Source organism: Gordonia paraffinivorans NBRC 108238, assembly GCF_000344155.1.
Lineage (GTDB): Bacteria > Actinomycetota > Actinomycetes > Mycobacteriales > Mycobacteriaceae > Gordonia > Gordonia paraffinivorans.
Genome location: NZ_BAOQ01000019.1, coordinates 85,538 through 111,352 on the forward strand (window position 1 = coordinate 85,538; position 25,815 = coordinate 111,352).

Annotated in this window: 22 protein-coding genes; 14 read left to right on the forward strand and 8 right to left on the reverse strand. The window is 69.6% G+C overall.

Annotated features, from left to right (window positions below):
* Positions 1–39 precede the first annotated feature (39 nt).
* Complete coding sequence (gene mfd, locus GP2_RS10555; protein ID WP_006900496.1) at positions 40–3,624, forward strand: transcription-repair coupling factor; 3,585 nt, start codon at positions 40–42, stop codon at positions 3,622–3,624.
* 64 nt (positions 3,625–3,688) lie between these two features.
* Positions 3,689–4,594, forward strand: a complete 906-nt coding sequence (locus GP2_RS10560) for a nucleoside triphosphate pyrophosphohydrolase (protein WP_006900497.1) — start codon at positions 3,689–3,691, stop codon at positions 4,592–4,594.
* A 13-nt stretch (positions 4,595–4,607) separates the two neighbouring features.
* Here GP2_RS10560 and efeB read toward each other — a convergent pair whose 3' ends face one another.
* From efeB to efeU, 3 genes are read right to left on the reverse strand one after another with little or no spacing between them, the layout of a single operon-like run.
* Entirely contained in the window at positions 4,608–5,936 is a 1,329-nt protein-coding gene (gene efeB / locus GP2_RS10565; protein WP_006900498.1) for an iron uptake transporter deferrochelatase/peroxidase subunit, read from the reverse strand.
* Positions 5,933–7,141: an iron uptake system protein EfeO gene (efeO, locus tag GP2_RS10570; protein ID WP_006900499.1), complete on the reverse strand. Its 1,209-nt coding sequence runs from the start codon at positions 7,139–7,141 to the stop codon at positions 5,933–5,935. The genes efeB and efeO overlap by 4 nt, the downstream gene beginning before the upstream one ends.
* The gene (gene efeU, locus GP2_RS10575; protein ID WP_006900500.1) at positions 7,138–8,091 is read right to left on the reverse strand and encodes an iron uptake transporter permease EfeU; all 954 of its coding nucleotides are present in this window, start codon (positions 8,089–8,091) and stop codon (positions 7,138–7,140) included. Before efeU ends, efeO begins: the two co-directional genes overlap by 4 nt.
* Positions 8,092–8,470: 379 nt before the next feature.
* Here efeU and GP2_RS10580 point away from each other — a divergent pair, with 379 nt between their 5' ends.
* From GP2_RS10580 to GP2_RS21820, 6 genes are all read left to right on the forward strand, one after another.
* A complete protein-coding gene (locus GP2_RS10580) occupies positions 8,471–9,238 on the forward strand; it encodes a lytic murein transglycosylase (RefSeq protein ID WP_040526759.1) in 768 nt (255 codons plus the stop codon).
* Between the two features lie 138 nt (positions 9,239–9,376).
* Entirely contained in the window at positions 9,377–10,660 is a 1,284-nt protein-coding gene (eno, locus tag GP2_RS10585) for a phosphopyruvate hydratase (protein ID WP_006900502.1), read from the forward strand.
* 12 nt (positions 10,661–10,672) lie between these two features.
* Positions 10,673–11,338 carry a septum formation initiator family protein gene (locus GP2_RS10590; RefSeq protein WP_006900503.1) on the forward strand — a complete coding sequence of 222 codons (666 nt, stop codon included), beginning with the start codon at positions 10,673–10,675 and terminating at the stop codon, positions 11,336–11,338.
* 88 nt (positions 11,339–11,426) lie between these two features.
* A complete protein-coding gene (locus tag GP2_RS10595; RefSeq protein WP_040526761.1) occupies positions 11,427–11,969 on the forward strand; it encodes a DUF501 domain-containing protein in 543 nt (180 codons plus the stop codon).
* Positions 11,966–12,913, forward strand: a complete 948-nt coding sequence (locus GP2_RS10600) for a Ppx/GppA phosphatase family protein (RefSeq protein ID WP_006900505.1) — start codon at positions 11,966–11,968, stop codon at positions 12,911–12,913. Before GP2_RS10595 ends, GP2_RS10600 begins: the two co-directional genes overlap by 4 nt.
* 76 nt (positions 12,914–12,989) lie before the next feature.
* Positions 12,990–13,163 carry a hypothetical protein gene (locus GP2_RS21820; RefSeq protein ID WP_006900506.1) on the forward strand — a complete coding sequence of 58 codons (174 nt, stop codon included), beginning with the start codon at positions 12,990–12,992 and terminating at the stop codon, positions 13,161–13,163.
* 72 nt (positions 13,164–13,235) lie between these two features.
* Here the strand turns inward: GP2_RS21820 and GP2_RS10605 are convergent, their stop codons facing one another.
* The 4 genes from GP2_RS10605 to GP2_RS10620 form a co-directional block, all read right to left on the reverse strand.
* Positions 13,236–13,736, reverse strand: coding sequence for a DUF4395 domain-containing protein (locus GP2_RS10605; protein ID WP_006900507.1), 501 nt, complete (start codon positions 13,734–13,736; stop codon positions 13,236–13,238).
* A gap of 133 nt (positions 13,737–13,869) precedes the next feature.
* Positions 13,870–14,370, reverse strand: coding sequence for a hypothetical protein (locus GP2_RS10610; protein WP_006900508.1), 501 nt, complete (start codon positions 14,368–14,370; stop codon positions 13,870–13,872).
* A gap of 173 nt (positions 14,371–14,543) precedes the next feature.
* Positions 14,544–15,743 carry a fatty acid desaturase family protein gene (locus GP2_RS10615; protein WP_006900509.1) on the reverse strand — a complete coding sequence of 400 codons (1,200 nt, stop codon included), beginning with the start codon at positions 15,741–15,743 and terminating at the stop codon, positions 14,544–14,546.
* Positions 15,744–15,813: 70 nt separating this feature from the next.
* On the reverse strand, positions 15,814–16,941 hold the full coding sequence (locus GP2_RS10620) for a ferredoxin reductase (RefSeq protein ID WP_006900510.1): 1,128 nt from the start codon (positions 16,939–16,941) through the stop codon (positions 15,814–15,816).
* 157 nt (positions 16,942–17,098) lie between these two features.
* Between GP2_RS10620 and GP2_RS10625 the strand changes: the two genes are divergently transcribed.
* The 4 genes from GP2_RS10625 to GP2_RS10640 all read left to right on the forward strand — a co-directional run bounded on the left by GP2_RS10625 (position 17,099) and on the right by GP2_RS10640 (position 21,669).
* Positions 17,099–17,776 (forward strand): TetR family transcriptional regulator, encoded by a 678-nt coding sequence (locus tag GP2_RS10625; protein WP_006900511.1) that lies wholly within the window; start codon positions 17,099–17,101, stop codon positions 17,774–17,776.
* A gap of 310 nt (positions 17,777–18,086) precedes the next feature.
* Complete coding sequence (locus tag GP2_RS10630; protein ID WP_006900512.1) at positions 18,087–19,265, forward strand: LLM class flavin-dependent oxidoreductase; 1,179 nt, start codon at positions 18,087–18,089, stop codon at positions 19,263–19,265.
* A 53-nt stretch (positions 19,266–19,318) separates the two neighbouring features.
* Positions 19,319–20,431: a dimethylsulfone monooxygenase SfnG gene (gene sfnG, locus GP2_RS10635; protein WP_006900513.1), complete on the forward strand. Its 1,113-nt coding sequence runs from the start codon at positions 19,319–19,321 to the stop codon at positions 20,429–20,431.
* Positions 20,428–21,669 carry an SfnB family sulfur acquisition oxidoreductase gene (locus tag GP2_RS10640; RefSeq protein WP_006900514.1) on the forward strand — a complete coding sequence of 414 codons (1,242 nt, stop codon included), beginning with the start codon at positions 20,428–20,430 and terminating at the stop codon, positions 21,667–21,669. The genes sfnG and GP2_RS10640 overlap by 4 nt, the downstream gene beginning before the upstream one ends.
* 133 nt (positions 21,670–21,802) lie before the next feature.
* Here the strand turns inward: GP2_RS10640 and GP2_RS10645 are convergent, their stop codons facing one another.
* Positions 21,803–23,098, reverse strand: coding sequence for a TerD family protein (locus tag GP2_RS10645; protein WP_006900515.1), 1,296 nt, complete (start codon positions 23,096–23,098; stop codon positions 21,803–21,805).
* A gap of 167 nt (positions 23,099–23,265) precedes the next feature.
* On the opposite strand from GP2_RS10645, the gene GP2_RS10650 reads away from it, so the two are divergent.
* Both GP2_RS10650 and GP2_RS10655 read left to right on the forward strand, forming a co-directional pair.
* Positions 23,266–24,828 (forward strand): serine/threonine-protein kinase, encoded by a 1,563-nt coding sequence (locus GP2_RS10650; protein ID WP_006900516.1) that lies wholly within the window; start codon positions 23,266–23,268, stop codon positions 24,826–24,828.
* A 98-nt stretch (positions 24,829–24,926) separates the two neighbouring features.
* Entirely contained in the window at positions 24,927–25,814 is an 888-nt protein-coding gene (locus GP2_RS10655) for a serine hydrolase (protein ID WP_006900517.1), read from the forward strand.
* Position 25,815 lies beyond the last annotated feature (1 nt).

Below are 25,815 nucleotides of genomic sequence, written 5' to 3' on the forward strand. Positions count from 1 at the left end.
CGTGCGGCGACGCCGGGCAGGGCACATACAATCGGCGGAGTGTCGACGCCTCGTGCCCTGTCCGGTCTGGCCTCCCTCGCGTGTGCGGACAAGTCGTTCCGCGAGGTCCACGAGCGTCTCGGCGAGCGACTGCTCGAGATCACCGCTCCGGATGCGGCGCGCCCCTTCCTCGTGACCTGCCTGGCCTCCGTCGCCGCCGATGCGCCGCTGCTGGTGGTGTCGGCGAACGGACGCGAGGCCGACGACCTGACCGCCGAGCTGCGCGAGATGCTCGCCGACGCCGACGCAGTCGCGCAGTTCCCCTCGTGGGAGACGCTCCCGCACGAGCGCCTGTCGCCGAGCGCGGACACCGTCGGACAACGCCTCGCCGTCCTGCACCGGCTGGCGAACCCCGGCGACAACCCGTTGCGCGTCGTCATCACCACGGTCCGGTCCCTGGTGCAGCCGATGGCCCCCGGACTGGGCGACGTCGCCACCATCACCCTGCGGGAAGGTGTCGAACTCGACTTCGACGGCCTGCTCACCCAGCTCGTCGAGATGGCCTACGAGCGGGTCGACATGGTCGCGCGCCGCGGCGAGTTCGCGGTGCGCGGCGGCATCCTCGACGTGTTCCCGACCACCGCCGACCATCCCGTCCGCGTGGAGTTCTGGGGCGACGAGATCACCGAGATCCGCGCGTTCTCCGTCGCCGACCAGCGCAGCCAGCCGGAGATCGACGTCCCGCAGGTGCGCATCCACCCCGGTCGCGAGTTGCTGTTGACCGAGGAGGTCCGCACGCGCGCAAGCGAACTCGCGGCCGAGAACCCGGACGACCAGACGCTCGTCGACATGCTCGGCAAGCTCGCCGAGGGTATCCCGGTCGACGGCATGGAGGCGCTCATCCCCGCGCTGGTCGACGGGAAGATGCAACTGCTCACCGAGGTGCTGCCGAAGGGCAGTCGGGTCCTCGTCCTCGACCCGGAGAAGGTGCGCACCCGCGCCGCCGACCTGTCGAAGACCGGTGCGGAGTTCCTCGAGGCGTCCTGGACGGCCGCGGCGATGGGGGCCGACGCGCCGCTCGACGGCCGCGCGACGAGCAGCTTCGGCATCGATCTCGAGGCCAGCGCCTACCGGCCCCTCGACGAGGTGCGGGCCGCCACGCTCGAGGCGGGGCTGCCGTGGTGGACGGTCTCGCCGCTGTCCACCGGCGTCGGCGACGAACTCGAACTCGACCTCGCCCCGGGCCCGGCCCCGCGCGGCGACGAGAAGGAGATCGCCGCGACGTTCGCGCAGTTGCGCGCCCACGTCCTCGACGGCAAGACCGCCGCGATCGTCGTCGCCGGCAAGGGCACCGCCCAGCGCGTCGGCGAGCGACTCTCCGAGGCCGAGGTGCCCTACGTCATCGCCGAAGCGGGGCACCGTCCCGAGCCCGGCGTGGTCTCCGTCTTCCACTCGACCCTGCGCGGCGGCCTGGTCTGCCCCGACTCCGGGCTCGTGGTGGTCACCGAGGCCGACCTCACCGGCACCCGGGTCGCGAATGTCCGTGACGGGCGCAAACTCCCGGCCAAACGCCGCAACCAGGTCGACCCCCTCGCGCTCAAGGCCGGCGATCTCGTCGTGCACGACCAGCACGGCATCGGCCGGTTCGTGGAGATGATCGAGCGGACCGTGTCGGGAGCCCGGCGCGAGTATCTGGTGCTCGAGTACGCGTCGAGCAAGCGCGGCCAGCCGGCCGACCGGCTGTACGTGCCCATGGACTCGCTCGACCAGCTGTCGCGGTACGTCGGCGGCGAGCAGCCGGCGCTGTCCAAGCTCGGCGGGTCGGACTGGCAGAACACCAAACGCAAGGCGCGAAAGGCGGTTCGCGAGATCGCCGGCGAACTCGTCCAGCTCTACGCCGCGCGGCACGCGGCGCCCGGCCACGCCTTCGGGCCCGACACGCCGTGGCAGAAGGAGATGGAGGACGCCTTCGACTTCACCGAGACCGCCGACCAGCTGCAGGTGATCGCGGAGGTCAAGGCCGACATGGAACGGCCGGTCCCGATGGACCGCGTCATCGTCGGCGACGTCGGCTACGGCAAGACCGAGATCGCGGTCCGCGCGGCGTTCAAGGCCGTGCAGGACGGCAAGCAGGTCGCCGTACTCGTGCCGACGACGATCCTCGCGCAGCAGCACCTGCAGACGTTCACCGAGCGCATGAGCGGCTTCCCGGTGCGCATCCGCGGCCTCTCGCGGTTCACCGACGCCAAGGAGTCCCGCGAGATCATCGACGCGATGGCCAAGGGCGAGGTCGACATCGTCGTCGGCACGCACCGGCTGCTGCAGACCGGTGTCACCTGGAAGGACCTGGGCCTGGTCATCGTCGACGAGGAGCAGCGGTTCGGCGTCGAGCACAAGGAACACATCAAGTCCCTGCGCACCCACGTCGACGTGCTGACCATGTCGGCGACCCCGATCCCGCGCACCCTGGAGATGTCGATGGCCGGCATCCGGGAGATGTCGACGATCCTCACCCCGCCGGAGGAGCGCCACCCCGTGCTGACCTACGTGGGCGCCTATTCGGCCAAGCAGGTCGCCGCCGCGATCCGCCGCGAGCTGCTGCGCGACGGGCAGGTGTTCTACGTCCACAACCGGGTGTCGACGATCGACAAGACGGCCAAGGAGATCGCCGCGATGGTGCCCGAGGCCCGCGTCGTGGTCGCGCACGGCCAGATGGGGGAGGACCAGCTCGAGCGCACGGTCAACGGGTTCTGGAACCGCGAGTACGACGTGCTGGTCTGCACGACGATCATCGAGACCGGTCTCGACATCTCCAACGCCAACACCCTCATCGTCGACCGCGCCGAGAACCTCGGCCTGTCGCAGTTGCATCAGCTCCGCGGACGCGTCGGCCGCAGCCGCGAACGCGGCTACGCCTACCTGTTGTACAGCCCGGACCGTCCGTTGACCGAGACCGCCTACGACCGGCTTGCGACGATCGCGCAGAACAACGAGCTCGGCGCCGGCATGGCCGTCGCGCTCAAGGACCTCGAGCTGCGCGGCGCCGGAAACGTTCTCGGCGCCGAACAGTCCGGCCACGTGGCCGGCGTCGGCTTCGACCTGTACGTGCGGCTCGTCGGCGAGGCGGTGGAGGCCTACCGCGCCGCCGCCGACGGCAAGCCGGTCGAGCAGCGCGAGAACCTCGAGGTGCGCATCGACCTCCCCGTCGACGCGCACATCCCGGTCGAATACGTCGATTCCGACCGTCTTCGCCTCGAGGCCTACCGCAAGCTGGCCTCGGCCGCCGACGACGCCGAGGTCGACGCGGTCATGGCCGAACTCGCCGACCGCTACGGTCCGCCGCCGGTGGAGACCACGCGCCTGGCGTCGATCGCGCGACTGCGCCTGCGGTGCCGGGAACGCGGGATCACCGAGATCGGCCTGGCCGGACAAGGTGTCAAGATCTCGCCGCTGCCGCTGCTCGACAGCGAGCAGGTGCGCCTGAAGCGCCTGTACTCGTCGGCGTCGTACCGGGCCACCACCTCGGTGGTGACGCTGCCGATCCCGCGCACCGGGGGTGTGGGTTCGGCTCGTCTGCGTGACGACGAGCTGATCGAGTACCTGACGACGTTCCTGACGCAGATCAAGCCGCAACCGACCGGCTGACGCCGCGTACGGACATCCGGGGGCGGACGAGATCGTTGGGGGGTCGAGAAAGGGCGTACGACGAATGACGGTGGTGCTGCTGGATTCCGTGCGGCCGGAGCTGATCCCGCTGCGGGCCTGCAGGTATCTGCGAGGACCGGTCCGGGTCACCGAGGACGTCCCGGGCACCGTGCTGTGGGAGTTCGACGGCGTGGAGGCGGTCTTCGACGAGGTGCTCGCCGACACCCCGCCCGACTCCGTGCTGGTCAGCACCGACCCCGATCACCGCCTCGTCCGCGCCCGCGTCGCCCGCGGCGAGCAGGTGATCGATGTGCGGAGCGTCTCGGGCATGGCGCTCCTCGAATCGGTCGCCCTCATGGACCGACTCCGCCGCAACGGACCGTGGGAGAGCATGCAGACCCACCGGTCGCTGCGCCGCTACCTGCTCGAAGAGGTCTACGAGCTCCTCGACGCGATCGACGCCGGCGACGCCGCCGAACTCGAGGAAGAGCTCGGGGACCTGTTGCTGCAGGTGCTCTTCCACGCCCGCATCGCCGCCGACGACCCGGAGTCGCCGTTCGACATCGACGACGTCGCACGCAGTTTCACCACGAAGGTGATGGGCCGGACCCCCGGCGTGCTGTCGGGCGCGCACTCCGATCTCGAGACCCAGATCCGGGAGTGGGAGGAGCGCAAGGCCGCGGAGAAGAAGCGCGGTTCGGTGCTCGACGGGGTCGCCACCACCCAGCCGGCGCTGGCACTGCTGCAGAAGATCCTCGAACGCCTCACCGCCGCCTCGTATCCGGTGGACACCATCCCGGCCGAGACGTGGACGGTCACCGTGACGGCCGACGACGACAGCGTCGAGGCGCAGGCCCGCGACCGCGCGCTGGCACTGATGGAGTCCGTGCGGGTGGCCGAGGCCCGCGCGAAAGAACAGGGCGTCGAACTGGATTCGCGCGAGGCCTGGGAGAGCGTGCTGGGGAACTGAGCCCCGGCCGGGATCACTCGAAGATCCGCTGGCCCCACCACTCGCCGCGTTCGAGCCCCGGCGGGATCGCGAAGTGCGCGGAACCGTTCGGGATCAGGTACTCGGTCATCGCGTCCTGGCGCGACAGGATCTGCTGCATCGGCACGAACTGCTTGCCCGTGTCGCGGTTGAAGGCGATGAAGAACAGGCCGGCGTCGAGGTGGCCGAAGCCGTCGGTGCCGTCGGTGAAGTTGTACCCGCGACGCAGAATGCGCACGCCGCCGAGGTTCTTCGGATTGGCCAGCCGCACATGGGAATTGCGCGGGATGATCGGCGCACCGCCCGAGGTGATCTGAAAGTCGGGCTCGTCGAACTCGTCCTTCTGGCCGAGCGGGGCGCCGGTCTTCTTGGTGCGCCCGACCACCTGCTCCTGCTCGAACAGGTTGGCGCGGTCCCAGGGCTCGATGTCCATCCGGATGCGGCGGGCGACGAGGTAGGTGCCGCCGGTCATCCACTGCGCGCCGGGCGGGTTGTCCTCCGGTGCGACCCACACCCAGCGATCGAGCAGGTCGGTGTCCTCGGCGCGGATGTTCGCCGTCCCGTCCTTGAAACCGAACAGGTTTCGCGGCGTCTCCTGCGACTGCGTGGTCGACGACGTGCGGCCGAAGCCGAGCTGCGACCACCGGACGGCCATGACGCCGAAGGCCATCCGCGCCAGGTTGCGGATCGCGTGGACGGCGACCTGCGGGTCGTCGGCGCAGGCCTGCACGCAGATGTCGCCGTAGGAGCGGTTCGGATCGATCTTCTCGGCCGCGAAGATCGGCAGGTCGACGAGCGTGGGCGGCCGGCGGTCGGCGATGCCGAACCGGTCGCGCCGATCGGGATTCGACGAGCTCGGGCCGAACAGGCTAGGCCCGACGCCGAAGGTGAGAGTGAGATGAGCGGCCTTGAGCCCGAGCGCTTCTCCGGTGTCCGCCGGCACGGAGTACTCACCGAGGCCGGTGGCGCCGTCGGGAACGGTCTCCTCGCCGCGGGTCATGCGCTCGGCGGCCTCGGTCCACTTCCGCAGCACCGCGATCAGCTCGTCCCGCGAGTCGGTGATGACGTCGAAACTCGCGAAGTGCAGCCGGTCCTGCGCGGCGGTCGTGATACCGGCCTGGCGCGGCCCCCGGAACTCGACGATCTGGTTGTCGGGCGCGGCGGGTGGGGTCGTCGCACGACCGACGGCGGCCCCTCCCGCGGCGGCGATCAGCCCGATGCCGGTCCCGCCGAGGATGGCGCGGCGGGACAGGCCCCGCCGCCCGCCGCGTGCGGCGGGCTCGGCGGTGGTCTCCTCGCCCGGACCCTGTTCCCGCTCGCTCATTGCTGCAGGACGAGTCCCGGGACCTGCGACAGAGTGGCCGAGAGCGCGTCGATCTGGTTCGACAGTTCCTTGCGCTGGTCGGGCGTGACCTTGGTGTAGGACTCGTATCCGTCGCCCTCGCGGTAGGAGTTCACCGTGTCGCGGACGGTCTGGAACTGGGCGGTGATCTTGTCCATCAGCGCCGGGTTCTTCGCGCTGATGATCGGCTGCATGGTCGCGATCGCGGTCTCGGAACCGTCGATGTTGGCGGCGATGTCCCACAGGTCGGTGTGGGAGTAGCGGTCCTCCTCGCCCTCGACCTTGGTCGCGGCGACCTCGTCGATCAGCGCCTGCGGGCCCTTCACGAACGACAGCGTCTCGAACTCGAAGTCGGGCTTGTTGACCTCCTCGCGCAGCGTCGTCACGTCGGCGAGGAGCTGGTCGGCAACCTTGGCGATGTTCTGCGGGTTGTCGGTGGCCTTGGCGTTGGCGGCATCCGACGGCGTGATCTGGCCGGGGCCGTCGCCGATCTCGGCGGGCTGCGGCGGCCACAGGTACCGCTCGATGCGGTGGAAGCCGGTGAACGGCTGGGCGCCGTCCTCGGTGTCGTCCCAGCGCATGTCGATCGCGGGGTCGAGGTCGGGGAACGACTCGGCGACCGGCTCGATCCGCTCGTACGGGGTGCGGACGAGTCCGTACTGCGCCCGCGCGGCGTCGAGGTCGCCGCTCTTGACGTGGTCGACGAAGGTCTTGGTCTGCGCCTCGAGGGTGTTGAGCTGGTTGCGGACGTATTCGAGGTACTGGGCCTTGGCCGCCATCACGTCGGCGGGGACCTCGGCCTTCTCCTTGCGTTCGCCGCCGACCTCGATCTCGGTGCGGATGCCGGTGCCCACCATGCCGGGCTTGCACGCGACCGTGTAGGTGCCGGGCTCGACGATCTCGACGGTCAGGTTGCCGGTGACGCCGGGACCGATGTTCTCGACCTCGCCGAGCACGCGGTTGTTGTTGCCGTAGACGTAGAACTCGGTGACCTTGCTGCCGGAGTTGGTGACCGTGAAATCGACCTCGCCAGTGGTCGCCTCGGTGGTCTCCAGGTCGCAGGCGTCGTCGGTGGAGGTCACCACGATCGCACCTTCTGAGCTGCCCTTCGAGGTGCAGCCGGTGAGGACGATCGGGGTGATCACCGCCAGGGCCGCACCTGCGGCCGCCAGGGTCCTACGGTTCACTGAGAGTTCCTTTCGCTGGTGGCCTCCGCGGTCGCGGGGCTCTGCTCGGGGGTCTGGTTCTTGCCGGTCGCCGGGTGGGCGGAGCGCTGCCGACGAAGGAAGATCGTGGTCACCACGGCCACGTAGGCGATCCACGCGATCACCTGCAGCACGGTCGGATCCGGCTGGACGTTGAAGATGCCGCCGAGGATCGTGCCGTACCAGGACGACGGGTCGTAGACGCCGGAGATGTCGAAGGCGACGGCGTCGGCGCCGGGCAGCCAGCCGACCACCTGAAGGGCGTGGATGCCGTAGGTGAGGATGCCCGCGGCGACGATGATCAGGAACAGCCCGGTGTAGGTGAAGAACACGGAGAAGTTCATCCGGATCGCGCCGCGATAGATCAGGACGGTCACCACGACGGCGGCGAGGATGCCGAGCACGAGCCCGAGCAGCGGCCAGAGCCCGCCGGAGACGCTCTCGGCGTATCCGACCATCAGCAGCGCCGTCTCGAACCCCTCGCGCCCGACGGCCAGGAAGGACAGGCCCATGATCGAGGCCCCGCCGGCGACGAGTGCCTTGCTCATCCCGCTGCGCAGGTCGGCGGACATGTGGGACGACGCCTCGCTCATCCAGAGGACCATGAAGGTCACGATCGCGACCGCGACCAGGGAGGCGACGCCTGCGATGGTCTCCGCCGCGAGCGGCGTCATCGTCGAGGTGCCGAAGTGGATGCCCAGGAACACCCCGAGCGTCATGGCGATCGCGGCGGCGACCCCGGCCCAGATCCACTTGAGGGCGTCGCGGCGGCCGGTCTTGACGACGAAGGCGATCAGGACCATCACGACGATCCCGCATTCGAGTCCCTCACGCAGGCCGATGAGACCGCTGCCGAACATCTGGGTGTAGATCGACGGGCCCTCGGCGAGGACGCTCGTGCTGCTCGCGGTCAGTGCCGACAGGTGATCCATCCAGTTGTCCGTTTCTCCGACGCCGCCGGGCGTCTCCGTTGCTCCGACTCCGCCGGGCGTCATGGGTTTGGTGAGGCTAACCAGAAGAACGATAGACCTCTCGCTCCGGAGGGGAATAGGGCAGTTCGCCTCAACCGGTGATCGACGACGTCCCGGACGCCGGCCTCGGGCCCGGGAACCGAACACGGGCGTCGACAGTTGTCCTTGCGAGTGTGATGTCGCCGGGTCACGTGCCCGACACATGTGAGTTGCGTGCGAGCCGACCGCGAGCCGTGTGGGATCGTGGACGGTCGGCGCGCGGCCGGTCGGGGGACTTCTTCTCACCGCGTGGTGCCGACGACATCGAACATCTCGACGACGAGACGGGAGTGAGCGGGGAATGCGGGTGCACGGTGGGCGACGCCATCGCGGCAGGTGGCGGGACGGACTGGTGGCGGGAGGTGTCGCGATCGCGTCGTCGCTGCTGGCCGGCTGCATCGACATCCCGTCGCTCAGTCGGCCCGACATCCCGGAGGGCATACCGCCCGGCCCCGGCGTCACGCAGCCCTACATCGACATCAACGCACCCGGCCGCACCGCCGACCTGATGCGCGAGTGGGCCGAACCGATCGCCGAGGCGACCGGCATCCCCCTCGTCTCGCTGCAGGCCTACGGCAACGCCGCGGAGATCCAGCGGCAGCAGCACCCGGAATGCGGCATCACCTGGACGACGCTGGCCGGCATCGCCGGGGTGGAGAGCAAGCACGGTCGACACCGCGGCTCGAAGGTCGCCGCCAACGGCGACGTGAGCCCGCCGATCCGGGGCGCCAAGCTCGACGGCACGCGCGGGAACATGGAGATCGTCGACACCGACGGCGGCCGGCTCGACGGCGACGCCACGCATGACCGCGCGATGGGTCCCTTCCAGTTCATCCCGGAGACCTGGAAGCGGTTCGGGGTCGACGCCAACGGCGACGGGGTGCCCGACCCCGACAACATCGACGACGCGGCGCTGTCGGCCGCCCGCTACCTGTGCGTGTCCTCGGGCAACGACATGACCGTGCCGGAGGGCTGGGAGAAGGCGGTCCGGACCTACAACAACTCGAGCGCCTACGTGCTCGACGTCCGCGATCACGCCAACGCCTACTCGGTCAACGTCAAGTTCTGACAGGCGTCTTCGGGCGACGGTCCGCGCCGCGCGGCCGAACGCGGTGACCTTGTCTCGTGGACCACAGGTGCAGCCACTACTCTTTGACCTACCGACCGGCACGAGAGCCGGCACGTCCACCGAGATCGGAGTTCAGTCGTGGCAATCATCGAGCAGGTAGGTGCGCGCGAGATTCTCGATTCGCGGGGAAACCCGACGGTCGAGGTCGAGGTCGTCCTGGATGACGGCACCTTCACCCGCGCCGCTGTCCCGTCCGGGGCATCCACCGGCGAGCACGAGGCCGTCGAGCTGCGTGACGGCGGTGAGCGTTACCTGGGCAAGGGTGTCACCAAGGCCGTCGAGGGTGTTCTCGGCGAGCTGGCACCGGCGGTGATCGGTATCGAGGCCGAGGAGCAGCGCCTCGTCGACCAGGCCCTCCTCGACTGCGACGGCACCCCCGACAAGAGCCGAATCGGCGCCAACGCGATCCTGGGTGTGTCCCTGGCCGTGGCCAAGGGCGCGGCCGAGTCGGCCGGCCTGCCGCTGTTCCGCTACATCGGCGGACCGAACGCCCACATCCTGCCGGTCCCGATGATGAACATCATCAACGGCGGCGAGCACGCCGACAACGGCATCGACTTCCAGGAGTTCATGATCGCCCCGGTCGGCGCGCCGACCTTCAAGGAGGCCCTGCGCTGCGGCGCCGAGGTCTACCACGCGCTCAAGTCGGTCCTGCACAAGCAGGGGCTCAACACCGCGCTGGGTGACGAGGGCGGCTTCGCCCCCGACCTGCCCAACACCGAGGCCGCCATCGCCGCGATCGGCGAGGCCGTGGGCAAGGCCGGCTACAACTTCGGTCGCGACGTCGTCATCGCGCTCGACGCCGCGTCGACCGAGTTCTACTCCGACGGCGTCTACAAGCTCGAGGGCAAGGAGCTCGGCGCCGACGAGATGGTGTCGTTCTACGAGAAGCTGATCAGCGACTACCCGATCGTGTCGATCGAGGACGGCCTCTCCGAGGACGACTGGGCCGGCTGGGCCAAGCTGACCGAGGCCATCGGCGACAAGGTGCAGCTCGTCGGTGACGACCTGTTCGTCACCAACCCCGAGCGTCTCGAGGAGGGCATCTCCAAGGGCATCGCCAACGCGCTGCTGGTCAAGGTCAACCAGATCGGCACCCTGACCGAGACCCTCGACGCCGTCGCGCTCGCCCACAACAACGGCTACAAGACGATGATGAGCCACCGGTCCGGCGAGACCGAGGACACCACCATCGCCGACCTGGCCGTCGCGTGCAGCTGCGGACAGATCAAGACCGGCGCCCCCGCCCGCTCCGAGCGCGTCGCCAAGTACAACCAGCTCCTCCGCATCGAAGAAGGCCTCGGCGACGCGGCACGCTACGCGGGCGATCTCGCCTTCCCGCGTTTCTCGTTTGGTTCGTGATTAGCTGTTCACATGGCTTCGGAGCGACGTCACCGCGGTGACGGGCGTCGCCGTGCCCGGGATCGCCGCGTCGATCCCCGCACGCGCGACGCCCGTCGCACGCGACGCCACGAGCGGCCGAGCCGACCGATCCGTCCCGTCCCGCCGGTCTCGGTCACCGAGACCGGCGAGACGGAGCCGGTCACCGCTGCCGACTCGGCAGTCTCGGCCGACACCGCGGTCCGGACGTCACGCCGAGCGGCCGCACCAGGACGCTCGCGGGTGTCGTCGGGCTTCGCGGCCCGGCTGCGCCGCCTCGAGATGACCCCGGCCACGGTCGCCACACTGGTGATCACCGTGGTCGTCGTGTGCGTGGTGGCGCTGACGCTCGCGATGCCGCTGCGCACCTATTTCAGCCAGCGGTCGGAGTTCAACCAGCTGGCCGCGGCCAACGAGCAGCTGCGACGCGAGGTCGCGGACTACCAGCAGAAGGTCAACGAGCAGAACGACCCCGCGTACATCGAGGCACAGGCGCGGGCACGCCTGCAGTTCGTCAAGCCGGGGGAGATCCCGCTGGTGATGCTGTTCCCCGCCGACGAAGCGCGCCGGGAGGCGCAGGAGCGTGCGGAGAAGCGGGCACGCGCTCCCTGGTACGGCAACCTGTGGGACACCCTGTCGACGCCGCCTTCCGCGCAGTGAGCGATGCCCCGGTCACCCTTCCCGCCCGGAGGTCATCGCCCGCACCCCCCAGTTCGCCCAGACACCCGATCACAGTGAGGCACCGGACGTGAGCGTGTCAGAGGAAGATCTCGCCGTCGTCGAACAGCAGTTGGGACGCCGGCCGCGCGGGGTCATCGAGATCAGCTACCGGACCCCGGACGGTCGGCCCGCGGTCGTGAAGACCGCGCCGCGGCTGCCCGACGGAACCCCGTTCCCGACGCTGTACTACCTGACCGACCCGCGGCTGACCGCCGAGGCGAGCCGCCAGGAGTCGGCCGGGGTGATGAAGGGGATGACCGCGCGCCTGCAGTCCGATCCCGAACTGGCCGAGGCCTATCGCCGCGCGCACGAGTCCTACCTGGCCGAGCGCGACGCCATCGAGCCGCTCGGCACCGACTTCACCGGCGGCGGCATGCCCGACCGGGTGAAGTGCCTGCACGTGCTCATCGCGCACTCGCTCGCCAAGGGGCCGGGCGTCAACCCGCTCGGCGACGAGGCCGTGGCCCTCGCCGCGGCACACGGGCTGCGCGGCACGGCGATCCCCGCAGACTGGCCCGACACCCTGCCGCCGGAGGTCCGCGACACCGACGGGGCGGGAGACGGCTCGTGACGGTCGTCGGCGCCGTCGACTGCGGCACCAACTCCATCCGCCTGCTCGTGGCGAAGCCCGGGCCCGACGGCCGGCTCGTCGACCTGCACCGGGAGATGCGCATCGTCCGTCTCGGTCTCGGCGTCGACGCCACCGGCCGGTTCGCGCCCGAGTCGATCGAGCGCACCCGCGTGGCGCTCGCCGACTACGTCAAGATCATGGAGTCGCTCGGGGTCGAAAAGGTCCGGATGGTCGCGACCTCGGCGACCCGCGACGCGTCGAACCGCGACGAGTTCTTCGCCATGACCGCCGACCTGCTCGGGTGTGTCGCCGACGGCGCCATCGCCGAGGTGATCTCGGGCGACGAGGAGGCCCGGCTGTCGTTCCGCGGCGCGGTCGGCGAATTGGACCCCGCCAGTGGACCTTTCGTCGTCACCGACCTCGGCGGCGGATCGACCGAGGTGGTGATCGGCGACGCCGACGGCGTCCACGCCGCGTACTCGGCCGACATCGGCTGCGTGCGACTCACCGAACGCGCGCTGCCGTCGGACCCCCCGACCGCCGCCGAGATCGACGCCGCACGCGTCTTCGCGGCCGAGCGGCTGGCCGAGGCCTTCGCCGCCGTGCCGGTGGATTCGGCGCGCACCTGGGTCGGCGTCGCGGGCACGATGACCACGCTCGCCGCGCTCGCCGCAGGCCTCGACGACTACGACTCGGAGAGGATCCACCTGTCGCGGGTCTCGTTGTCCGATCTCGATCGCATCTGCTGGGACCTGATCCACATGCCGCGCGCCGAGCGGGCGGCCCTGGGGCCGATGCACCCGGGACGCGTCGACGTGATCGGCGGGGGATCGATCGTCACCCTCGAGCTGGCGAGGACCCTGTCCGAGCGGGCCGGGATCACCGAGCTGGTCGTCAGCGAACACGACATCCTCGACGGGATCGCACTCGGCATCCTCGACTGAGTCGCTCGGATCGGGTCGGCGGGAACCCGTTCGGGCCCGTCGAGCGGGTCTCACATCCGCGGATAAGATGTGAGCCATGGCATACAACCTGCGTTGCCCCTGCGGCGAGTCCATCACCGCGCTCGAGGACGACTTCGTCGCCAAGGTGCAGGCGCACCTGGCGGCCGAGCACCCGGGCCGCGAGTACACCGAGACCGAGATCATGCTCATGGCGATGACCGTGCCCGATCGCGCGGTCAAGTCCGACTAGCCAGAGATCGGCCCGAGACGTATGAAGCCGGCACCCATGAGGGTGCCGGCTTCGTCGGTGAACTGTGCGACGCTACGCCGCGGCCGCGGGGTTGCGCAGCGAGATGTTGTTGCAGGCCTCGCATACCGATTCCGGGATGATTCCCGCACGCTGCAGGAAGCCGAAGATCGTGCAGCCGAGACAGAATCCGAGCACCGACTCCAGGCTCGCGGCGACCACCAGCACGCCGGTGACGATCTGGGCGGCCAGGCCGAGGCCGAACAGGCTCAGCACGAAGGCCGCGCCGCTGACCACGAGACCGATGGCCTGCGCGAAGCGCTTCGGCGGACCCGGGACCAGCTTCTCCTTGCGGACGAGCTTCGGGACGAGGACCTTCACCGAGAGCTGACCGAACGGGGAGAGCGTCGGACCCGAGGCCACGCGGAGCACGAAGCCGAGGGCCAGCAGACCGTAGAGAACGGGGTTGTTCACCGCGATCGCGATGATGGCGAACACCACGACCAGACCAGCGGTCGTGCGTGCCGCATAGTCGTTGACGGGGTTGGGGAAGGAGAAGACCTCACGCGCCGACATCGACGTACCTCTCGAATCTGCGGAGTGACCCGCGCTGGACGATCAGCAACAAGCTACGGACGTCAACGCGCCTTGGCAAAGGTTCCATCCACGCAGATCGGAAGACGGTGAGGTCGGTCTCACAAGCCCTCGTTCACAGATGATCGGTGTCGGGGTCGATGCGCGGCTCCTCGGCCGCGATCTCGCGCGGGTCGGCCACGTCCGGCTCGTCCTGTCCGGTCACGCCGCCGTCGGTCGCCGTCTCGGCGTTCCGCGAGATCTCGCCCTCCTGGTCGATGCCGGTCTGCTCGCCGACGTCGATGCGCTCCGGCAGATCGTCGAGCTCGGTCCCGGTGACCTGCCCGGCCTGTTCGGAGTCGGCGAACGGCCGCGAGAAATCGACTTCGCCGGTGACCTCCGCGTAGGCGAACTCGGCGTCGAGGATGGAGTCGTCGGCTCGGCGGTCCTCGTCGTCGGCCCTGGCCCGGCGGGCGGCCTCCCGCATCTCGAACCCGTCGGTGACGATCTCGCCGATCTCCCGGGTCACCCCGACGACCGCGCCGGTGATGATCGTCGCGATGCGACCCACGTGCGTGGCCGTCGATTCGATCAGCTCCTGCAACAGGTCCTTGTTCCGCTCGATGTTGTCGATCATCTCGTGCCCCCTGGATTCGCGGGATGTCTGCCGTGGATTCGCGGGTGGTTCCCGCGATCGCCGTCGACGCCGCCCGTGTGCATGGAAGAGCGGCTGGTCCCGAGCGTACCCGCGGGACCAGCCGCTCAAACGGCGTTCGCCGAGCGGTCGGCGGGAGCCGACGTCCGCGCTGCTCAGGCCGCCGACGCGGGCTCGCGCTCGACGATGACGGTGAGGTCGTCGTCGTCACGGGTCATGAAGTTCGGCAGCGACAGCTTGGCGATCTTCTTCCAGGTCGACCCGAGCTGCCGGCTCAGCGGCCCGGTGTTGTAGGGCAGGCCGTGGCGTTCGCAGATCTCGCGGACCTCCTCGGCCATCTCGGGGTAGCGGCAGGCCGGGATGTCGGGGAAGAGGTGGTGTTCGATCTGGTGCGACAGGTTGCCGCTCATGACGTGGAACAGCGGGCTGCCGGTGATGTTGGCCGAACCGAGCATCTGGCGCAGGTACCACTGGCCACGCGTCTCGTTCGCGCACTCCTCCGACGTGAATGTCTGTGCGCCGGTGGGGAAGTGGCCGCAGAAGATGATGGAGTACGTCCACACGTTGCGGACGAGGTTCGCGGTGGCGTTGCCGAGCAGCGTCGGGATGAACAACGGTCCCGTCAGCGCCGGGAACACGACGTAGTCCTTGAGCACCTGGCGACCGGCCTTGCGCCACATGCCCTTCAGCAGACCCTTGACGTCACTCCACTTGCGCTTGCCCGCGATGACGTTCTCCGCCTCGAGGTCGTGCAGCATGACGCCCCACTCGAACAGGAGCATCAACGCGGTGGCATAGCCGAGATTGCCCAGGTAGTAGGGATTCCACTTCTGGTCGCGGGCCATCCGGAGGATGCCGTAGCCGATGTCGCGGTCCTCGCCGAGGATGTTGGTGAAGGTGTGGTGCAGGTAGTTGTGGCTGTGCTTCCACTGGTCGGCCGGGCATACGGTGTCCCATTCGAATTCGCGGGAGTTGTAGGAGTCCTCGCGCATCCAGTCGTACTGGCCGTGCATGACGTTGTGGCCGATCTCCATGTTGTCGAGGATCTTCGACACCGAGAGCGCGCCGACCGCGGCGATCCACGCCGGCGGGAAGAAGCCCAGATACATCAGCGCACGGCCGCCGATCTCGAACCCGCGCTGGGCGCGGATGACGGAGTACAGGTAATCGCGGTCCTTCTGCCCGAGGTCGGCGACGACGCGGGCGCGCAGTTCGTCGAGGTCGCGACCGAGCGCCTCGACCTGTTCGTAGGACAGGACCACGGTGTTGGGATCGTCCGCGGAGTGGTCGGCGGTGGTGGGCGCGCCGGCGGGGCGGGTGTCGCCGACGGTTTCGCGGGTGAGTTCGAGGGTCATGTTTGCCTCCTCAGGTGGTAGGCGGAAGGTGATGTGGGAGCGGGTGTTCGGCGGCGGGGTGACGGTGGCCTCAGATGTCGATCTCGACCGAGCCGACCGGCGCGTTGATGCACAGCTGGATCTGCTTGTCGGATTCGACGTCGGTCTCTCCGGTCAGCACGTTGCGCGTGCACCCGGACTTCTTGACCGCGGTGCAGGAGAAACAGATCCCCATCCGGCATCCCGATTCCGGGGTCAGGCCGGCGCTCTCGGCCTGATCGAGCAGCGGGCGTCCGTCGTTGGCGGCGGTTGCGCCCGAACGCGAGAACCTGACCTCGCCGTCTGCCGAGTCCGGGTCGGCGACGACGGGCGCGGTGAGCGTGAACGCCTCCCGATGCAGGGGCCGGGAGATCCCGAGATCGGCGTGTGCGGCGGCCACGGCGTCCATGAGCGGGGCGGGCCCGCAGACGAACACGTCGGCGTCGGCCAGCGCCGGGACCCCGTCGAGGTGGTCGACGGTGAAGTGGCCGTCGTCGGCCTCACGGGTGAAGTGCAGGCGCAGGTCCAGCTGCGGATGCGCCTGCTCGAGCTCGGCGAGCTCGGCGCGGTAGGCGACATCGTGCCGCGTCGGTGCGTAGTGGACGAAGGTGATCGGTCCGGCGAAGGATTGCGATACGAGCGTCCTCAGCATTGAGAGTACAGGTGTAATCCCGCTGCCACCGCTGATGAAGACTGCGGAGGCCGGGTCGGTCTCGGGCAGGACGAACTCCCCGTCGGCCTGGGACAGTCCGACGACGTCGCCGGGGCGGGCGTGGCGGGCCAGGTGCTTGGAGACCAGGCCGTCCTCGTTGGCTGTGACGGTGAGTTCGATGGTGCCGTCGGGACCGGACCCGGCGTTGGCGGGCGAGAAGCAGCGGGTGTGCCGCACACCGTCGATGACGACGCTGAGCTGCACGAATTGCCCGGCGCGGTGGCCCCGCCACTGGCGCGTGGGGCGGATGGTCAGGCGGACCGTCCGGGCGGTCGGGTGCTCGACCCGCACGATCTCGCCGCGCAGGTCGCGCCAGGTGAGCATCGGGTCGAGGAGTTCGAGGTAGCGGTCGACCGGATGCGGCGACAACGCCGCCTCGACGATCGATCCGACCAGTCGGTTCCATCGGCCGGAACGTGCGGCGACCGGGCGCGACTGGCTTCGGGTCTGGGGGCTGCGGATGCTCATGGCGGGCTCCGTTCGAGTAATTCGGTGTACATGTGTACACCGACAAGTGTGACACCGTGATCACCCCTGGCGTCAACCCGTGGCCGTTGTGTCGGCGGTCACACGCCATGCCGGGGTGGGGCGGGGGAGGTGCGAAACGGACACATAGACTCGGCCTGTGGCACGCACGCGGAGTACGAGCCGGGGTCATTCCTCGGGCAACGGTGAATCGCACTCGCGTGCCGATCGCAAGAACCAGACGCGTGAGGCGCTGCTGGACACGACGAGGTCGCTCGTCGCCGAGCGAAGCTTCGGCAGCATCAGCCTCCGCGAGGTGGCCCGCGGGGCGGGGATCGTGCCCACGGCCTTCTACCGGCACTTCGCGTCGATGGAGGACCTGGGCGTCACGCTTGTCGAGGACTCGATGCGGGTGTTGCGGCGCGCGTTGCGCGAGGGGCGGCGTGACCTCGCCGAACGCCAGGCGATGCCGACGGCCAAGACATCGCTGGAGATCCTGCTGCGTCACGTGCGCGAGAACGAGGCGCAATTCCGCTTCCTGGTCCGCGAACAGCACGGCGGCATCGCCGAGATCCGCCGCGCCATCGACACCGAATTGCGCTTGTTCTCCAAGGAACTCGCGATCGACCTGGCGCGCCTGCCCGCGCTCGCGGAGTGGGAGCCGGAGGATCTGGAGACGGCCGCGGAGCTGATCGTGACGATCATGCTCACCGCGGTCGCCGACCTCCTCGACGGCGAGTATCGCGGACGCGGGGCCGAGAAGGACATCGTGGAACGCACCGAGCGGCAGCTCGTGATGGTCTTCCTGGGCATGGCGCAGTGGCGCCCCTCCCGCTGAGCATCGGGTCGGGTGGCGTCGCGAACCCCCCGGATCGGGACACACCGTCCGCCGGGCGGCGGCGAATTGTCCGATCCCGGTTCCAGGCGCTTCGAGGCCCAACGCCGTCACCAGCGGAAACGCGCCGGATAGCGTAGTCGGCGGCACCTTGTCGAGTTGGCGTCACGCCGATTTCAATTGTGGTCGCACCTGTTGCCGGTGATCGACACTTGCCGTCGGCGAGTGTGCTGCCGCGCGGCCCGCGTCCGGTCCGTGGGGATCACACCTGCCGTAGTCCTCCTGCTGTTCGACGACGAAAGGTGCCCTCGCGGTGTCTCTGCATTTCCACTGGTTCCTGCCCACCTATGGTGACTCCCGCAACCTGATCGCGGGTGGGCACGGCAGCCAGATGAACGGGGACCGTCCGGCCGACCTGAAGTACCTGAAGCAGCTGGCCAACGCGGCCGAGACCAACGGGTTCAAGGCGGTGCTGACGCCGGCGGGCCTCTGGTGTGAGGACGCGTGGCTGACCACCGCGGCCCTCATCGACTCGACCGAGACCCTCAAGTTCCTCATCGCGTTCTGCCCCGGTCTGATCTCGCCGCTGCTCGCCGCCCAGATGTCGGCGACCTTCCAGTGGCACTCGCAGGGCCGACTGCTCATCAACGTCGTCACGGGTGGGGAGTCGAGCGAGCAGCGCGCCTTCGGCGACTTCCTCGCCAAGAACGCCCGCTACGAGCGGTGCGACGAGTACCTGGAGATCATCCGCAGCCTCTGGACCTCCGACGAGCCGGTCGACTTCGTCGGCAAGTACCTGCGCGTGGAGAACGCGCTGCTCGGCCGTCGCCCCGACCCGACGCCGCAGGTGTTCTTCGGCGGATCGTCGCCGGCGGCCGGCGACGTGGCGGCCAAGCACGCCGACACCTACCTCACCTGGGGCGAGCGTCCCGAGGACGTGTCGAAGAAGATCGCCTGGATCAACGGCCTGGCCGCCGCGCAGGGGCGCACCCTCGACCACGGCATCCGTTTCCACGTGATCGCCCGCGAGACCTCCGAGCAGGCGTGGGCCGAGGCCTCGCGCCTGCTGGGCGCCCTCGACCCCGCGCAGGTGGAGGCGGCGCAGCGCAACCTCGCCCGGTCCGAGTCGGAGGGGCAGCGCCGGATGAGCGAACTCCACGGTCGCGGAAAGGCTTTCGGTTCGTCGACCGATCCGCGCTCGCTGGAGATCCACCCCGGTGTCTGGGCCGGGGTCGGCCTGGTCCGCGGCGGTGCCGGCACCGCGCTGGTCGGCTCCTACGACGAGGTCGCCGCACTGATCGGCGAGTACGCCGCCCTCGGTCTCGACCACTTCGTCCTGTCGGGCTACCCGCACCTGGAGGAGGCCTACCACTTCGGCGAGGGCGTGCGTCCCGCGCTGGCACGCCTCGGCCTCCTCGACGAGGGCGGCTCCCGCCCGAAGGAAGAGGTCCGCACCGCCTTCCTGCCGCGCCTGCAGGCCGCGTCCTCCTGATCCCGCCCACTCCCGTTCCACTCACGCTCCACGACCACCAGCGGAGGTAAACCATGTCCACCGAATCCATCGCGGACCAGATCAAGTTCGCCTACTGGGTGCCCAACGTCTCCGGCGGCCTGGTCACCAGTGACATCGAACAGCGCACCAACTGGGACTACGACTACAACGTCAAGCTCGCCCAGACCGCGGAGAACAACGGCTTCGAGTACGCGCTGTCGCAGGTGCGCTACGAGGCCAGCTACGGCGCCGAGTACCAGCACGAGTCGACCAGCTTCAGCCTCGCGCTCCTGCTCGCGACGCAGCGTCTGAAGGTCATCGCCGCCGTCCACCCGGGCCTGTGGCATCCGGTGGTGCTGGCCAAGTTCGGCGCCACCGCCGACCACCTGTCCAACGGCCGCTTCGCGATCAACGTCGTCTCCGGGTGGTTCAAGGACGAGTTCACCCACCTCGGCGAGCCCTGGCTCGAGCACGACGAGCGCTACCGCCGCAGCGCCGAGTTCCTGCAGGTCATGCGCAAGGTGTGGACCGAGGACGATGTGGAGTTCCGCGGCGACTTCTACCGCATCCACGACTTCACCCTGAAGCCCAAGCCGCTCAACACCCCCGAGCGTCCGAACCCCGAGCTGTTCCAGGGCGGCAACTCGACCGCCGCCCGCCTCAACGGCGGCAAGTACGCCGACTGGTACTTCTCCAACGGCAAGGACTTCGACGGCGTCACCGAGCAGATCGACGACCTGCGCAACGTGGCCCGCGCGAACAACCGCGAGGTCAAGTTCGGCCTCAACGGCTTCATCATCGCCCGCGACACCGAAAAGGAAGCCCGCGACACCCTGCGCGAGATCGTCGAGAAGGCCAATCGTCCTGCGGTGGAGGGCTTCCGGGACGCCGTCCAGCAGGCCGGCAACGCCACCGGCGACAAGAAGGGCATGTGGGCGGACTCGACCTTCGAGGATCTCGTCCAGTACAACGACGGTTTCCGCACCCAGCTGATCGGCACCCCGGAGCAGGTCGCCGAGCGCATCGTCGCCTACAAGCGCCTCGGCGTCGACCTCATCCTCGGTGGCTTCCTGCACTTCCAGGAGGAGATCGAGTACTTCGGCGAGAAGGTGCTCCCGCTCGTCCGCGAGCTCGAGGCCGCGCAGGCTCCCGTGGGGGTCGCGTGACGGCAGTGGGGCAGGCTGCCCGGCCCGTCGTGGCCGACCGGATCTCCTCGACGCAGGAGGCCCTGTCCGTCGCGCGGGAGCTGGCCGCGTCCTTTGCGGCCGGCGCGGCCGAACGGGATCGTGATCGCAGGCTGCCATTCGAGGAGATCGACCGGCTCTCGGCGTCCGGACTGCTCGCACTGACCGTGCCCGCCCGGTTCGGCGGACTCGACGTCGCACCGAGTGTCCTGGCCGAGGTCGTGTCGATCCTGGCGGCCGCGGACCCGAGCATCGCGCAGATCCCGCACAGCCACTTCGTGTATCTCAACCTGGTGCGCCTCGCCGCGCCGGAGCAGCTGGCCGAGCGCATCTTCGCCGATGTGCTCGCCGGCGGGCGCATCGCCAACGCGCAGTCCGAGCGCGGGGGCAAGACCATCGCCGACATCTCGACGAGGCTGACCCCGGTCGACGGCGACGGCACGCGGTTCAGCCTCGACGGTGAGAAGTTCTACTGCACCGGTTCGCCGTACGCGCACACCCTCGCGGTGCTGGCGAAGCTGGACGCGGCGGTCGGCGACTTCGCGCCCGGCGAGTACGTGGCGTTCATCCCGGCTGACTCCGCAGGCGTGGAGATTGTCGACGACTGGGACGCGGTGGGGCAGCGGACGACCGGCTCGGGCACCGTCCGGTTCACCGGCGTGGGGGTTCGCGCCGACGATCTGGTCGCCCGTGCCGCGGCGACCGCCGCACCGACCGCCTACGGTGCGTACGCACAGCTGCTGCACGTCGCGATCGACACGGGCATCGCCCGCGGAGCGCTGAACGCGGCCGCCGAGTTCGTGCGCACCAAGGCGCGCCCGTGGTTCGAGGCCGGCGTCGAGCGCGCGGTCGACGACCCGCTGGTGGTCCAGCGCTTCGGCGAACTCGACGTCGACGTGGCCACCGCCGAGGCCATGCTCGCCGCGGCCGGCCGGGCCGTCGACGAGGCCGTGGCCGCCGGTACGCGTCCCGAGCTCGCCGCGGAGGCGTCGATCGCCGTGGCGCGGGCCAAGGCCGTCGCCGACCGGGTGTCGACGCCGGTGGCGTCGGCGCTGTTCGAGGTGAGCGGAACGCGTGCTGCGGCAGCCGGATCCGGACTCGACCGGTTCTGGCGGGACGCCCGCACCCACACGCTGCACGACCCCGTCCGCTGGAAGTACCAGCACATCGGCCGCCGCCTGCTGCGCGGCGAGGACCCGCCGCTGCACGGCGTCATCTGAACCACGGGGTCATCTGAACCACGGGGTCATCTGAACCACGGGGTCATCTGAACACTGCCGTCACGACGATCGCGTTGCGTTCGTGCCCGCCGACCGGGCACTCACGCAACGCGATTCGTCGTTGTGGGGCGCGTCAGAGGTAACGGCCGACGTGGGGCAGCGCCTTCTTCGGCGTCTTCGCGTTGAAACCGTCACCGATCGCGCGCAACCGCCAGTCGCCGCCGTCTCGGCTGATGACCGCCATCGCGACCGCCGTGAACGGCATGCCGCCCTTGAGGGTGTAGCGGGCGAGTTCGGCTCCGGTCGTGTCGTCGACGAGGCGGCAGAACGCGTTGTCGATCTCCTCGAAGGTCTGCCCGCGGTAGGAGGTCACGATGAACACCAGCGCGTCGATGTGCGGCGGGACCGATTGCAGCGCAACGCGGATCACCTCGTCGTCGCCCTCGCCCTCGCCGGTGAGGTTGTCGCCGGAATGGACGATGGAACGGTCGTCGCTCGTGAGATGTCCGTAGTAGACGATCTCCGTGCACTGGCCGCGCGAGTACATCAGCACCGATGCGTCGAGGTCGATGTTGCTCGACCGGCCGAACCGCCGGGGGACCGGGTCCCACCCGAGTCCCATGCTGATGTTGGTGAGCTTCACCCCGCCTTCCTTGCGGAGGGTGACCTTCTGTCCCTTCACCAGGCTGACCGGGCGGTCCTTGCTGAGACTGATCTCCGGGGCCCGCGGCGGCGCGGGAGGCGGCGAAGCGGCGGCCGGGGTGTGCGCGGGCGGCGTGGAGTACGTGGGCGGCGGTGTGTGGGTGGGCGGCGGCGTGTACGCAGGCGGCGTGGCCGGCGGCGGCGTGTACGCGGGTGGTGTGGCCGGCGGGGGCGTGTACGCGGGTGGTGTCGTCGCAGCCGGAGTGGGTGCCGGTGGTGGGGTCGGCTCGTCGTCGACGCTCACGCCGTGATCCCGGACGAGGTCGGCGAAGCCGCCCGCGTAGCCCTGTCCGACGGCGCGGACCTTCCAGTCGAGACCTCGCCGGTACACCTCGAGCGCGATGACCACCGACTCCGTCGTCAGGCCGGTGATGGCGTAGTCGTAGAGCTCTCGGCCGGCGGCGTCGGAGACCCGCGCGACCGGCGGGGCGAAGCGGCCGAACGTCGAACCCGGGTCCGCGAGGGTGATGACGGCGCGGACGGAGTCGATGTCGGCCGGGAGGCTGTTGGTCGAGATGCGCAGCCGTCCCGGGCCGCCGGGGGTCTGCTCGAGCGAGACGCCCGGCCCGGTCGGCTGGTTGTAGAAGACGAAATCGGCGTCGCTGCGGACGACGCCGCGGTCGGTCACGAGCAGCGCCGACAGGTCGGCTGCGGTCGCCAAGTCGACGGAGATGACGAGTTGGGAGGTCGACAGCGGGCCGTTCTGGCCCTTGATCAGCGCAGGCATGCGAGCGGAGGAGTCCTTTGCGGTCGGTCGTGAGCACGAGAGGGGCGGGCGGACCGGCATCCGGTCCCTTGGTCAGCCTAGCGAGGCCCGCGACAGGACGGCACCCGTCGAGTTGCGATCGACCGACGGACAGATTGATGTCGGTATGTCCGAATAGGCTGCTCGTCATGGTTGGTAACCGGGTTGGCACGCAGTTCGGTCCCTATCGTCTCGACGAACTGCTGGGCCGCGGCGGCATGGGCGAGGTCTACCGTGCGTACGACACGGTGAAGGACCGGACCGTCGCGCTCAAGCTGCTGAACCCGGGTCTCGCCGACGACTCGACCTATCAGGAGCGTTTCCGCCGGGAGTCGCGTGCCGTGGCGCGCCTCGGCGAACCACACGTCATCCCGATCCACGACTGGGGTGAGATCGACGGCGTCCTGTTCATCGACATGCGGTTGGTGCACGGCGAGGACCTCCGCGCGCTGTTGACCCGCGAGACCAAGCTCGACCCCGAGCGTTCGGTGTCGATCATCGAGCAGGTCGCCGCAGCGCTCGACGCCGCGCACGGCGAGGGTCTCGTGCATCGCGACGTCAAGCCGGAGAACATCCTGGTCGGCACCAACGACTTCGCCTATCTCGTCGACTTCGGCGTGGCCCACGCCGACGAGGACACGCATCTGACCCAGACCGGGACCGCGGTCGGGTCGCTCGCGTACATGGCGCCGGAACTGTTCGACGCCGCGCCGCTGACCCCGGCGAGCGACATCTACGCACTCGCCTGCGTGCTCTTCGAGTGCCTCACCGGCCGCGTGCCGCACCCGGCGACCACGGTGAGCTCGGCGATCAAGGCCGCCCTGTTCGAGCCCCCACCCGCGCCCAGTACCGTCACCGCCGGCGTCCCGGCCGCGATGGACGAGGTCATCCGGCACGGACTCGCGGCCGATCCGGCACAGCGCTTCTCCTCGGCCGCCGAACTCGCCCGCGCAGCACGCGCGGCGTTGACCGGGGAGCCGGCACCGCGGTCGTACTCCGCGGTGAACCTGAGCAAGGCGCCCTCGACCGTGATCGCGCCGCCGGACCCAGCCTACGATCAGACCCAGGTGCGCCAGACCGGGCCGGAGTCCGTCGTAGGCACGAATCATTCAGGTGCCCAACAGGTTTCGGAGCCCCACGATTTCCCCGGCACACGTCGGTTCACCGATTCCCAGCCGTACCCGACGGGGCAGCAGTTCTCCGGGCCCCAGCCGTACCCGGCCGCCTATGCGCCGCCGCCGGCCTACCCGCCCGCGTACCCTCCGGCCGAGCGTCGGCGTTCGCCGGCGATCCCGATCCTCATCGGACTGATCGTCGTCGCGCTCATCGGTCTCGCGGTGGTCGCGGGCGTGTTGCTGGCGGGGACGGGCGACGACACCTCGGACACGGCTTCCGAGCCGACGACGCCGACCGTCACCGAGACCGTCGTCCCGCCGCAGACGCAGAATCCGCAACCCGCTCCGCCGCAGCCCGCCGTACCGAGCGGTTCGACACCGTGCGACTCCACGGTCGGGGTGGGGACCTCGGTCACGAGCTGCCCGTTCGCCTTCGCCGTCCGCGACGAGTACTTCCGCGCCGGTGGTGCGCGGACCGCCCGCGTCATCTACGCGGCGAGTCCGGTGACCGGCCTGACCTATGCGATGACCTGTGTGCCCGAGGGGTCGGTCGTCACGTGCCGGGGCGGCAACGATGCGGTGGTGCACATCTACTGATGGCTCAGCCCACGAACGCGAACCCGCGAGACATGACACAACCGGCATCACGAGGCCCGGCACGGGGCGGTTCGCTCCTCACACGCTCGAGGGCGGGGGTGGCACTGGCCGGCGCGGTGGCTCTTGGTCTCGCCGCGATCACGTCCGCGTGTGGGAACGCACCCGATCCGGAGCCGATCACCCCGGTGACGGTGACGGTCACCTCGACCCCGCCGAGCCCCACCCAGCCCCCGACACCCGGTTCGTCCGCGGTCCCGCCGGCGTCCGACGCCGCTCTGGCGGCCGGGTTCGACAAGGTCGCCGCGGCAACGGGATCGACGGTCGGCATCTCGATCGCGCCGGTCGGAGGGAATGCCGTTCCCGGTTTGACGCTCGGCGACCAGACCCCGCAGGTCGCCTGGTCGACCATCAAGGTGCCGCTGGCGATCGCCGCAGAACGCCGCAACGGTCCGAGTCCGGCGGCGCGCGCGGCGATCGTCGACTCCGACAACGCCTCTGCCGAGGCCCTGTGGTCGTCGTTGGGAGGTGGACAGGCGGCCGCCGACGCGGTCACCGAGGTGTTGCGTGACGGTGGCGACACGACGACGGTCGTACCGGCCACCCAGCGTCGGGCGGGTTACACGACCTTCGGCCAGACCGTGTGGTCGTTGCCCGATGCCGCAACCTTCACCGCGCATCTGCCGTGCATGTCCGGCGCCGGCAACGTGCTCTCGCTGATGGGGCAGGTGGCCGGCAACCAGCAGTGGGGAGTGGAGATCATGTCCGCGCCGCGGGCCACTGCGGTCAAGGGCGGATGGGGGCCGGGGATGTCGTCGGGCTACCTGGTGCGCCAGATCGGGCTGTTCACCTTTCGCGACGGCCGACGCACCGCGGTCGCCATGAGTGCCGTGGCGGGAACGATGAGCGGCGGGATCGCCGCGCTGAACGCGATCGCCAACTGGTTGAACCGGAACATGACCAAGCTCCCGCGCGGCAACTGCACGTGAC